This is a genomic window from Flavobacterium sp. (assembly GCF_036405015.1).
Classification (GTDB): Bacteria; Bacteroidota; Bacteroidia; order Flavobacteriales; family Flavobacteriaceae; genus Flavobacterium.
Genome location: NZ_DASWYK010000129.1, coordinates 1 through 12172 on the forward strand (window position 1 = coordinate 1; position 12172 = coordinate 12172).

Below are 12172 nucleotides of genomic sequence, written 5' to 3' on the forward strand. Positions count from 1 at the left end.
GGTTTTGGAAGTTATCTTTTTTATAAAACGAATATTGAATATCCGTATTTGACTAAAGACAATCAGAACAATTGGAGCGAGCAATACGAAAAACAGTTTAAAAAATATACGAATCTTGCCCAGCCAACGATTATTGCGGTAAAAAGTAAAGTCGATTTGTTTCCTGAAGAAAATCGTTATGAAGTAAAAGGCAATTATGAATTGATCAATAATTCGGAAAAACGAATTGATAGTTTACTCCTATATATAGATCGCAATTCGAAACTGACTTCTGTTGAAATTGAAAATGCTAAAAATCTGGGCGATGTTTCTAAATTCCAGCATTATTGGTATCGATTGGAAAAACCATTAGAACCTCAGCAAAAAATGAAAATGAGTTTTGCTTTTACCTCAACTTGGTCGCCATTTAAAGGTCATACTGCATTTAATTCGATTATTGAAAATGGTTCGTTTATGCGAATAAGCCGTTATTTTCCAACTTTTGGTTATCAGGATTCTAATGAAATCAGCAGTGAAAAAGAGCGAACAAAAAGACATTTAAAACCGCAAACTCCACTTAAAAAGCTAGAAGAGAAATCGAAAACGATAAATGATTTTATTGATTATGATGTTGTGGTTTCGACTTCTAAAAATCAAACCGCAATTGGAATTGGAGATTTAATTGGAAATTGGAAAAAAGACAATCGCAATTATTTTCATTATAAATCGAATGGAAAGGTTCCGTTTCGATTTGCTTTTTCTTCTGCCGAATATCAAGTTCAAAAAACAAATTATAAAGGAATTTCTATTGAGGTTTATTTTGATAAAAGACATTCTAGAAATGTATCCAAACTAATCCAAGATGTAAAAAACACTTTGGATTATTGCCAAAACAACTTTGGAAAATATCCATATAAAACCATTCGTTATGCCGAAGTTTCTGCTTTCGCGGATGGATTTGCTGCAACTTCTTATCCGTCGACGGTTTTCATGAAAGAGAATTTTGGGTTTTACAGCAACTTAAATAATCGTGATAAAGAAGATATCATCAATCAATTGACAGCTCATGAATTGTCGCATGAATGGTGGGGCAATGCGCAGATTAGTCCTGAACAAAAAGAAGGAAGCTGGATTTTGACTGAAACGCTCGCGCAATACACCGAATTGATGTTGTATGAAAAAGAACATGGTTTGGAAAAAGCGCTTGAAACATTAAAAATTCATTTGGATTTGTATTTGAGTAGTCGAAGTTATGATCCAGAAACTCCTTTATATAAAACGAATTACGAAACGCCACATTTACCTTATGACAAAGGAATGCTGGTGATGCATCAACTACGAATTTTAATTGGGGAAGAAAAAGTAAATCTGGCTTTACATAATTTCCTGGATCATTATAAATATCCTAATTCAATTCCGGATTCTGAAAATTTACTGAAAGAGATTTATTTGGTGACTGATTCTAAACTTCATCCAAAACTAGATGAAATGTTTAAAAAGATTATTACCTATTCTTCTAAAATTTCTGAAGTCGAAAGTGTAAAAAAGAATGGTTTTTATAAAGTTTCTTTTAAAGCCAATTCTAAAAAATATCTGGAAAATGCTACAGGAATTCGCAAACAAATTAAAAATGATACAACAATCGATATTGGAATTTATGATGAAAACGGAAAGTTATTCCGTTATACTTTTCCAATCAAAAACAATACAATTGAAGGCAATATTAAAATCAAAAACAAACCTCAACGAATTGTAATTGATCCTTATTTAATGAATATTGACACTTTTATAAAGGACAACGAGAAAGAGATTGATTAAGTTTTTTCATTACACATAATTATTTAAACACATAGAATCATAGATTTTTCTTTTTCTAAGAGAAGACTAAAAGAAACTCGTTTCTAACACATAGAAAACTATGTGTATTAATGCAATTGGAACGCCTTTTAGTAAAAAAAGAAAAATCTATGATTCTATGTGTTAAAAAATTGGAACCAAAATGAAAAAATAATTTATCCTCAATCAAAAAAGCGAATAGATTTTAACCCTAAATTTGTACATCAAATACCAAACTTGGTTTTAGCATCTCTGCAAATGACACACAAAATTTTAATTATAGACGACGAAGAAAAACTGAGAAGTCTACTGGTTCGCATTATAAAATCGGAAGGATTTGAAGTTTTTGAAGCGAAAGATTTAAAATCTGGTTTTAAAAAACTGGAACAAACCGATATTGATGTTGTTTTGTGTGATGTAAAATTGCCTGACGGAAATGGCGTTGATTTTGTTCAAAACATAAAAAGCAGTTTTCCTTTGACAGAAATTATCTTGCTAACAGCTTTTGGAAATATTCCTGATGGCGTTCAGGCGATGAAAAACGGTGCTTTCGATTATATTGTAAAAGGCGATGACAACGACAAGATTATTCCGCTTCTTTATAAAGCGGTCGAAAAAGTACATTTGCAGAAAAAAGTAAAACAGCTTGAGAAACGTATTGGCGATAAATATTCTTTCAATACGATAATCGGAAAATCAAAAGGAATTGAGCAAGTTATTGATTTGGCTCAAAAAGTTGCCAAAACTGATTCGACTGTTTTATTGACTGGAGAAACGGGAACTGGAAAAGAGGTTTTTGCACAAGCAATTCACGAAAACAGCAATCGTGCAGGAAAATCTTTTGTGGCTTTGAACTGCAGTACGTTTAGCAAGGAAATCTTAGAAAGTGAACTTTTCGGCCATAAACAAGGTGCGTTTACAGGAGCTTTAAAAGATAAAAAAGGTTTTATTGAGGAAGCAAATGGTGGGACTTTATTCTTGGATGAAATTGGAGAAATGCCAATCGATCTTCAGGCTAAATTATTGCGTGTTTTAGAAACGAGTGAATATATTCCCGTTGGAGATACGACTTCTAAAAAATCGAATTTCAGATTAATTGCAGCCACAAACAGAGATTTAAAAGAAGAAAGTGAAGCACATCGTTTCCGTTCTGATTTGTATTTCCGTTTGAATATTTTCGAAATCAAATTGCCTTCACTTCGTGAAAGAGCTAAAGATATTCCGTTGCTGGCGAATTATTATGTAAAACAGTTTTCTGAAAAGACGAATAAAAAGACTTTACAAACCTCAGCCGGTTTTATAGAGAAATTAGAAAATTATTCTTGGCCGGGAAATATCCGCGAACTTAAAAATGTTATTGAAAGATCGGTTATTTTGAGCAGTGGCGATACTTTGACTTCTGATGTTCTGCCTTATGAAATGCAGCATCAAACTGAAAAAAATGCAAAATCAATGTCGGCTTTTTCAATGCAGAGTATTGAGAAGTTGCATATTCAAAAGGTTTTAAATTATACTAAAGGAAATAAGGCTGAAACGGCTAGATTGTTGGAAATTGGGATTGCGACTTTGTATAGAAAGATTGAGGAATATGGGATTCAATAGAAATTCCAATTTTTTAAAATTCCAAATTCCAATGCTGGGCTTAAATTCCAAAAATTAAATTCCAGATTCCAATGCCGATTGCAATATCAAATTTCAAAATCATTATATACATTGATTAAAAAAGCTCCGGAGGAGTGAAATATTTATAGAATAATATAAATCCCATTGATAAAAAGCTCCAGCGGAGCGACACCCACATTCTAATATGTCGCCCCGCTGGGGCTTTTATAATGATACGTATTTGTTTCTATAAATATTTCGCTCCGCTGGAGCTTGCAAAATGGAAACAGAAACATATCAAAACGAGAAAAGCTTATCAAAATGATAGGCTTTTTTTGTGTCCATTTCTTGGTACAAAACAACAACTTCTTGTTTTACAACACCTTACACTCTACTCTACATTTTCGGAATATATTTTGGCATAAGGAGGAAGAACATAAAAATTCCTTCTCATGAAAAATCAAGTTAATTCTATTTACAAACAAGCGGAACGCTTTGCTGAGATAACTAAAAAAAATATTATCTGCGGAAATATCGTTCGGGCTAAAAAATGTTTAGCTCTTGCTGAGCGGTTATTTATTACCGGAAGCATCGAAACTAAAAATGCTATTTCAAACGTGTATGTTTTTTCGGTTTCGTCTTTTATGGAAATGCGACACTGCAATATTTCGCATCTTTTCCCACAAACACTTAAAGCAGAATATATCAAACAGGTTAATGCTTCAGGAGTCTAAAAAGTTTAATCGGTTAACTGTTTAATTGTTTAATCGTTTCTGCAACAATCTAAAATCTAAATTCTAAATTCTAAAATAATTATGGTCACTTTTCTTTTACTCGGGCTAGCCGTTTTACTGTTTGCCATTTGTTTTCTCTCTGTTGAATTCTTTGAAAAAATCTAATCATGACTGCACTCTTTATTGTCTCCATTGCCGTTTTCGTGTATTTGGTTTATGTATTAATTAAACCTGAAAAATTCTGATTTGAGAAGTTAAGCGTTATAAGTAAAGAGGTTAAACTATTCTTTTCTCTGCTTATTTCAATTTTCAAGTCATTCACATCTTAAAAAATAATCTCTAAATTATGAATACAGAATTACTAGGTGTCATAGGTATTTTTCTCCTCACTATTGTTTTAGCGATTCCCTTTGGAAAATATATTGCTAAAGTATTTTTAGGAAACAAAACACTTCTTGACCCGATTTTCAATCCGCTTGAAAAATTTATTTTTAAAATCAGCGGTATCAATCCAGCTGAAGAAATGAACTGGAAACAGCATCTAAAAGCACTTTTAAGCATCAATATGCTTTGGTTTTTTCTCTGTTTTTTTGTGCTGCTTTTTCAGGGTTCTTTACCGTTAAATCCAGATAACAATCCATCGATGACTCCCGATTTAGCTTTTAATACGGCTATTTCGTTTTTAGTGAATTGCGATTTACAGCATTATTCAGGTGAAAGCGGTGTTTCTTACTTATCGCAAATGGTCTTGATGTTTTTACAATTTGTTTCAGCTGGAGTTGGAATTGCTGCCGCTGTAATGGTTTTTACCGCTATGCGCGAAAGAACCACAGACAAACTGGGGAATTTCTACAACTATTTTGTAAAAAGCTGTACTCGTATTTTATTGCCTCTTTCAGCAATCGTAGCAACTGCTTTAGTTTTCAGCGACACTCCAATGACTTTTGAAGGAAAAGATACTATTACTACTTTACAAGGCGATCACGTTGAAGTTTCTCGCGGACCAGCAGCTGCTTTTATCGCTATTAAACATATTGGTACAAACGGCGGTGGATTCTTCGGAGCGAACTCTGCACATCCTTTAGAGAATCCAACTTATTTTACCAATGCTGTTGAACTTTGGGCACAGATGATTGTTCCGTTTGCGATGATTTTCGCACTTGGTTTCTTCCTTAAAAAACAAAAATTCGCTTATATCATTTTTGGTGTAATGACGGTTGGTTTTTTACTCTTGGTAATTCCGACAATTTCAAGCGAAATCAGTGGAAATCCTGCTATCGAAAAAATGGGGATTTCTCAGTTAAATGGAGCAATGGAAGGAAAAGAAGTCCGTTTTGGACCCGCTATTTCAGGTTTCTGGAGTATTGCTACAACAGTGATTTCTACAGGTTCTGTAAACAGTATGCACGATAGTTCGATGCCGGTTTCTGGAGCGATGCAGTTATTGGCCATGATGGTTAACGTATTCTATGGCGGATGCGGTGTTGGCTACCTCAACTTTTACATTTTCATCATTCTGGCAGTTTTCATTTCAGGTTTAATGGTCGGTCGAACTCCTGAGTTTTTCGGAAAGAAAATCGAAGCTCGTGAAGTCAAAATAGCTGCTTTTATCGCTATTCTTCACCCTTTATTGATTCTAGCCGGAACAGCTTTAGCTTCTTATTTTGCTGCTCATGATACTGCGATGGGTTATTGGTTCAACGGAAATGCAACCGGCTGGCTAAACAATCCAGGAAATCATGGATTCTCTGAAATGTTATATGAATATACTTCGAGCGCTGCTAACAATGGTTCTGGTTTTGAAGGTTTGGGAGATAATAATCCGTTCTGGAATATCACTACAGGAATTGTTTTGCTACTAAGTCGTTTCATTCCGATTATTGGACCTTTGGCAATTGCAGGTTTATTAGCCAACAAAAAATACATTCCAGAAAGTGCAGGAACTTTAAAAACAGATACAACAATTTTCGGAATTATGATTTTTGCTGTAATCGCTATTGTTGCTGCTTTATCTTTCTTTCCTGCGCTGGCATTGGGACCATTGGCAGAATACTTCTCACTATAACATATAATGCTTAACAATAAATTTTAACACATAGAAACATAGAATGAAAATTTAAAAAAGATGACTAAGAAAAACTCGTTTTTCACACATAGCTATGTGAATGTATGCGAGTGAAACGACTTAATCTCAAAGTAAAATCTATGTTTCTATGTGTTAGAAAACAGTCAACTAAATAATATAAAGAAATGACTAATACAAAATCCACATCATTGTTTGAAAGCAAACAGGTAAAAGAAGCTTTATTGCAATCTTTTGTGAAGCTGAATCCAAAAATGATGATTAAAAATCCGGTAATGTTTACCGTAGAAATTGGAACCGCCATTATGTTTGCCGTTTGCGTTTCAATCCTAATGGGCGCAACAGATCAGGGCAGTTTTATTTACAACTTAATTGTTTTCCTAATTTTATTCGTGACGCTTTTGTTTGCCAATTTCGCCGAAGCTATTGCTGAAGCCAGAGGAAAAGCACAAGCCGACAGTTTAAGAAAAACTCGTGAAGAAACTCCTGCAAGACAGATTTTGCCAAATGGAGAAATCAGAAACATCAGTTCTTCTCAATTAAAAAAAGACGATATTTTCATTTGCGAAGCGGGCGATTTAATTGCTGCCGACGGAGAAATTATTGAAGGCCTTGCGACAATCGACGAAAGTGCGATTACGGGAGAAAGTGCACCTGTAATTCGGGAAGCAGGCGGAGACAAATCGTCTGTTACAGGAGGGACAAAAGTATTGTCTGATAAAATCAAAGTAAAGGTAACTTCAGAACCTGGCGAAAGCTTTTTGGATAAAATGATTGCTTTGGTTGAAGGTGCAAGCCGTCAGAAAACGCCAAACGAAATTGCACTGACTATTTTGTTAGCTGCTTTTACCTTAATCTTCGTGATTGTCTGCGTTACCTTAAAACCTTTTGCCGATTACGCCAACGCTCCTATTACTATTGCTGCTTTTATTGCTTTGTTTGTTTGTTTGATTCCAACGACAATTGGAGGCTTACTTTCTGCGATTGGAATTGCGGGAATGGACAGAGCTTTGCGCGCTAACGTGATTACAAAATCGGGTAAAGCGGTTGAAACTGCGGGCGATATTGACGTTTTGCTTTTGGATAAAACAGGAACAATAACCATTGGAAACCGAAAAGCAACTAACTTCTATCCAACAAAAGGTATTTCTTTTGAAGATTTCGTTAAATCTGCTGTGTTGAGTTCGCTTGCCGATGATACGCCTGAAGGGAAAAGTATTCTAGAATTAAGCGAAATGATTGATGTAAAAAATGAATCGAAAGCCAGTTTTTTACAAACGACTTCAGATATTTCACACACCATCAAATTTACTGCTGAAACCCGAACTTCGGGTGTTGTTTTAAAAGACGGAACCAATATTCGAAAAGGTGCACAAGATGCTGCTAAAAAAATCGCAGAACAAGCTGGAAATGCTTTCCCTGAAGATACTTTGCAACAAGTTATTTCAATTTCTTCTAACGGAGGAACGCCTTTAGTCGTAATCAAAAACAACGAAATCCAAGGTGTTATCGAATTGCAGGATATCATTAAAACCGGAATGAAAGAACGTTTTGAACGCTTACGCAGAATGGGAATCAAAACGGTTATGGTTACGGGTGACAATCCACTTACCGCTAAGTTTATTGCCGAAAAAGCCGGAGTTGATGATTTTATCGCTGAAGCGAAGCCTGAAGATAAAATGAATTACATCCGAAAAGAACAAGCTGAAGGTCGCCTTGTTGCCATGATGGGTGACGGAACAAATGATGCTCCTGCCCTTGCCCAAGCCAATGTAGGCGTTGCCATGAACAGCGGAACTCAGGCGGCTAAAGAAGCCGGAAACATGGTTGATCTTGACAATGACCCAACAAAACTTATCGAGATTGTCGAAATTGGGAAACAGCTTTTAATGACCCGCGGAACTTTAACTACTTTCTCTATCGCTAATGACGTTGCTAAATATTTTGCTATCGTTCCTGCGCTTTTTATTACGGCAATTCCAGCACTGCAAGGTTTGAACATTATGCATTTGCACAGTCCCGAAAGTGCCATTTTATCGGCTGTAATTTTCAATGCGATTATCATTCCGATTTTAATTCCGCTGGCGTTGAGAGGTGTTGAATATCGTCCGATTGGTGCGAGCGCCATTTTAAAACGTAATCTTTTGATTTATGGTTTAGGCGGTTTGATTGTTCCGTTTATCGGGATAAAAGTTATTGATTTATTAGTTGCTCTGTTTATGTAAGGTTCTGAGGAACTAAGGTTTCTTTTAGAATCGTAAAAAACTAGAACCCATTAAAAAACTCAAAATAAAAACATTGGTTCTGAATTGCTAGGCTCAAACAAAAAAAGCTTAGAACCTCAACATCTCAGAACCTTAGAATCTCAAAAAAATGAAATCTATATTTTCACTCCTAAAACTTACTGCGGTTACTTTAATCTTATTCGCAGTTATTTATCCTCTTGCGATTTACGGAATCGCACAAATTGCTCCTAATCAAGGAAAAGGAGAAACACTTTCGCTTAACGGAAAAGTGATTGGTTATCAAAAAATCGGACAAAAGTTCGATAAATCGAATTATTTCTGGGGAAGACCTTCTGCAGTTGATTACAATGCTTCGGGAAGTGCCGGAAGCAATAAAGGTCCAAGCAATACTGAGTATTTAGCTTTGGTTCAGAAGAGAATTGACACTTTTCTTGTCGTTCATCCGTACTTGAAAAAAGCTGAAATTCCAGCTGATATGGTTACTGCTTCAGGAAGTGGTTTAGACCCGAATATTTCTCCACAAGGTGCTTTGGTTCAAGTGAAACGTGTGGCCAAAAAACGAAATTTAGCTGAAGCTAAAGTAAAAGCTTTGGTGGAATCTAAAATTAATACGGCTGTTGTTGGACCTGAAACTGTGAATGTTTTGGAGTTGAATATGGCTTTGGATGCGATTCGCTAAAGCTCTAAGATGCTAAGGTTCTGAGATACTAAGTTTTTCTCCTGCAAGGTTTTTAAAACCTTGTAGGTATGATAGAACTTATAATCCAGTAACCACAATGTTTGTCATCCCGAGGAACGAAGAATTTCCGCAAGTAGCTCGTCAAAGTATTGTCGATTCTCTGTGTGGAGTTTCTTGCGGAGATTTCTCCTTTCAGTCGAAATGACAAACTTAACGCAGAAACTAAACTTAAAATTAAATACCTAACAGGTTTTGAAAACCTATTAGGATACTAGACGCCTTTTTACCCCAAATGCCCTAGCACCGATAGTAGTGGAAATCCTTTTTCTGGCTTCTTTAGCCAGGAAAAGATTGAAACGGATAGCGGGAAATAGCTCCTAAAAAATCTACTAAATAAATTAATTACCCTTTTGGGTTGAATACCACAATTAACAATGAAAAAAATAATACTTACTGCTTTAATCGCTTTTGGTTTTAGCAATTTACATGCACAAGAAGAATCTAAAAGTCCGTTTACGTTTTCGGGATATGTAGACGTTTATTATAGTTATGATTTCGAGAAACCGGAAAATCATACACGGCCAAACTTTTTTTATAATTATAACCGAAGCAATGAAGTGAACCTGAATTTGGGGTTGGCAAAAGTGAATTATTCAAAAGAAAATGTACGAGGAAATTTTGCTTTGATGGCGGGAACTTATGCGCAATATAATATGTCGGCTGAGCAGGATTTATTGAAAAATATTTATGAAGCGAATGTTGGCGTGAAGATTTCGCAAAAGCATGATTTATGGATTGATGCGGGAATTATCCCATCGCATATTGGTTTTGAAAGTGCGATTGGAAAAGACTGCGCGAATTTAACCCGAAGCATTCTGGCTGAGAATTCGCCTTATTATGAAGCAGGCGTAAAAATTGGCTACACTTCTGATTCTGGAAAATGGTATTTGGCGGCGATGTATTTAAACGGCTGGCAGAGAATTCAGAAAATCGACGGAAATCAAACTCCTGCTTTTGGAACGCAGGTTACGTATAAACCTACTGAAAAAGTGGTTTTGAATTGGAGCACATATGCCGGAAACGAACAGCCTGATATGGACAAAAAATGGCGTTACTTTAATAATTTCTACGGACAATTCAAAGTAACAGAAAAGACTAATATAACGGCTGGTTTTGATATCGGTTCGCAGCAATCGGCTAAAAATAGTAACAAATATGATACGTGGTTTTCGCCTGTTGTGATTCTGCAATACAAACCAACTGATAAAATTCAATTGGCAGCACGAGGTGAATATTACAGCGATGAAAAAGGTGTAATTATCGCAACCTCAACGCCAAACGGTTTCAAAACCTACGGATTTTCAGCTAACTTTGATTACTTAATTACTGATAATGTTATGTTTAGAATTGAAGCGAGAAATCTGTCAAGCAAAGATGAAATTTTCACCAAAAACAATCTGCCAACAGATACGAATACTTTTGTAACGACAGCACTGGCGATTAGTTTCTAGAATAGTTTTTGCCACAGATTTCACAGATTAAAGGGATTATTTTTTGCCACGAATTACACGAATTTTCGAGAATTATATTTTGATTAATTTTAAAATAAAATTTGTGCTAATTCGTGCAATTCGTGGCAAATGATCTAGACAAAGTGATTTAAAAATCATTTTAATCTGTATAATCTGTGGCTTAAAAAAACTTAGTGTCTTAGCGCCTTAGTGGCAAAAAAACTAAAAATGGAAAACGAAAATAACGCACAGCATTTTCTGGATTTGATTCAGAAATCTCGAAAAGGAAAATTTAAAATCTACATTGGAATGAGCGCTGGTGTGGGCAAAACTTTCCGTATGCTTCAGGAAGCGCATTCGCTATTGAAAAACGGAATCGATGTAAAAATTGGCTACATCGAAACGCATATGCGAAAAGAAACGCATGAGTTATTGTCTGGTCTTCCGATTATTCCGCGACGGACTATTTTTTATAAAGGAAAAGAACTCGAAGAACTTGATGTTCAGGCCATCATCAACCTTAGACCAGAGGTGGTTATCGTTGATGAATTGGCGCATACAAATGTGGAAGGAAGCAAAAATGAAAAACGTTGGCAGGATGTTTTGGAAATTCTAGAAGCGGGAATTAATGTGATTTCAGCCGTAAATATTCAGCACATTGAGAGTTTAAATGAAGATGTTAAACGTATTACAAACATTGATGTTCAGGAAAGAATTCCGGATAATGTTTTACGTCTCGCAGATGAAGTGGTGAATATCGATTTGACTTCGGAAGATTTGATTGCGCGTTTGAAAGAAGGTAAAATTTATACGGCCGATAAAATTCAGATGGCTTTGCAGAACTTTTTCAAGTCGGAACAAATTCTACAGTTGCGTGAATTGGCTTTGAAAGAAGTTGCAAGTCAAGTCGTTCGAAAAGTAGAAAACGAAGTTCCGAATCTGCATGCTTTGCGACATGAAAAATTGTTAGCCTGCATAAGCAGTAATGATAAAACAGCTAAAATTGTGATTAGAAAAGCGGCACGATTGGCAAGTTATTACAACGGAATCTGGTATGTTCTGTATGTCGAAACTCCACAAGAAAGCAGTACAAGAATTGCACTTGACAAACAAAGACATTTAATTAATAACTTTAAACTCGCTGTGCAATTGGGTGCTGAAGTTATTAAACTTGAAAATTCGAATATTGCCAATGCAATTTTGACAACCGTAGAAGAAAAACAAATTACAACTGTCTGCATTGGAAAACCGCATTTGAATTTATTTAAAGTAATTTTGTCTACAACAATTTTCAGGCGTTTATTAAATAAATTGTCGTTATCAAATGTCGATCTTGTAATCTTGTCATGAAAAAATATTAAACCATATAAGTCATATAAGTTCATTTAAATTAGGACCGTTGACATTTAACCGCAAAGACGCAAGGTTTTACGCAAAGGTCGCTAGAGTTTTTTAATCTAATCTTTGCGTGCATTGCGAAATCTTAGCGCCTTTGCGGTTAA

At 35.4% G+C, this 12172-nt stretch carries 9 protein-coding genes; all 9 read left to right on the top strand.

Annotated elements, in window-relative coordinates:
* Window positions 1-1797: M1 family aminopeptidase (locus tag VGE71_RS09810; RefSeq protein WP_331138170.1), on the top strand; the 1797-nt coding region annotated here is incomplete at its 5' end.
* A gap of 276 nt (window positions 1798-2073) precedes the next feature.
* Window positions 2074-3417 carry a sigma-54 dependent transcriptional regulator gene (locus VGE71_RS09815; RefSeq protein ID WP_331138171.1) on the top strand — a complete coding sequence of 448 codons (1344 nt, stop codon included), beginning with the start codon at window positions 2074-2076 and terminating at the stop codon, window positions 3415-3417.
* 452 nt (window positions 3418-3869) lie between these two features.
* On the top strand, window positions 3870-4151 hold the full coding sequence (locus VGE71_RS09820; protein ID WP_223710149.1) for a DUF7674 family protein: 282 nt from the start codon (window positions 3870-3872) through the stop codon (window positions 4149-4151).
* A 167-nt stretch (window positions 4152-4318) separates the two neighbouring features.
* On the top strand, window positions 4319-4396 hold the full coding sequence (kdpF, locus tag VGE71_RS09825; protein ID WP_073489533.1) for a K(+)-transporting ATPase subunit F: 78 nt from the start codon (window positions 4319-4321) through the stop codon (window positions 4394-4396).
* Window positions 4397-4497: 101 nt separating this feature from the next.
* On the top strand, window positions 4498-6216 hold the full coding sequence (gene kdpA / locus VGE71_RS09830) for a potassium-transporting ATPase subunit KdpA (RefSeq protein WP_331138172.1): 1719 nt from the start codon (window positions 4498-4500) through the stop codon (window positions 6214-6216).
* Window positions 6217-6401: 185 nt separating this feature from the next.
* A complete protein-coding gene (gene kdpB / locus VGE71_RS09835; protein ID WP_331138173.1) occupies window positions 6402-8459 on the top strand; it encodes a potassium-transporting ATPase subunit KdpB in 2058 nt (685 codons plus the stop codon).
* A gap of 148 nt (window positions 8460-8607) precedes the next feature.
* Complete coding sequence (locus VGE71_RS09840) at window positions 8608-9159, top strand: K(+)-transporting ATPase subunit C (protein WP_331138174.1); 552 nt, start codon at window positions 8608-8610, stop codon at window positions 9157-9159.
* A 434-nt stretch (window positions 9160-9593) separates the two neighbouring features.
* Window positions 9594-10670 (top strand): porin, encoded by a 1077-nt coding sequence (locus tag VGE71_RS09845; RefSeq protein WP_331138175.1) that lies wholly within the window; start codon window positions 9594-9596, stop codon window positions 10668-10670.
* Window positions 10671-10898: 228 nt separating this feature from the next.
* Window positions 10899-12020 carry a sensor protein KdpD gene (locus tag VGE71_RS09850; RefSeq protein ID WP_331138176.1) on the top strand — a complete coding sequence of 374 codons (1122 nt, stop codon included), beginning with the start codon at window positions 10899-10901 and terminating at the stop codon, window positions 12018-12020.
* The last annotated feature ends 152 nt before the right edge of the window (window positions 12021-12172 follow it).

What these genes read in the sequence shown, in the direction of transcription:
- kdpA (WP_331138172.1), top strand. Translation starts at nt 4,498, where the DNA reads ATGAATACAGAATTACTAGGTGTCATAGGTATTTTTCTCCTCACTATT.
- VGE71_RS09845 (WP_331138175.1), top strand. Translation starts at nt 9,594, where the DNA reads ATGAAAAAAATAATACTTACTGCTTTAATCGCTTTTGGTTTTAGCAAT.
- VGE71_RS09850 (WP_331138176.1), top strand. Translation starts at nt 10,899, where the DNA reads ATGGAAAACGAAAATAACGCACAGCATTTTCTGGATTTGATTCAGAAA.
- VGE71_RS09820 (WP_223710149.1), top strand. Translation starts at nt 3,870, where the DNA reads ATGAAAAATCAAGTTAATTCTATTTACAAACAAGCGGAACGCTTTGCT.
- kdpB (WP_331138173.1), top strand. Translation starts at nt 6,402, where the DNA reads ATGACTAATACAAAATCCACATCATTGTTTGAAAGCAAACAGGTAAAA.
- VGE71_RS09840 (WP_331138174.1), top strand. Translation starts at nt 8,608, where the DNA reads ATGAAATCTATATTTTCACTCCTAAAACTTACTGCGGTTACTTTAATC.
- kdpF (WP_073489533.1), top strand. Translation starts at nt 4,319, where the DNA reads ATGACTGCACTCTTTATTGTCTCCATTGCCGTTTTCGTGTATTTGGTT.
- VGE71_RS09815 (WP_331138171.1), top strand. Translation starts at nt 2,074, where the DNA reads ATGACACACAAAATTTTAATTATAGACGACGAAGAAAAACTGAGAAGT.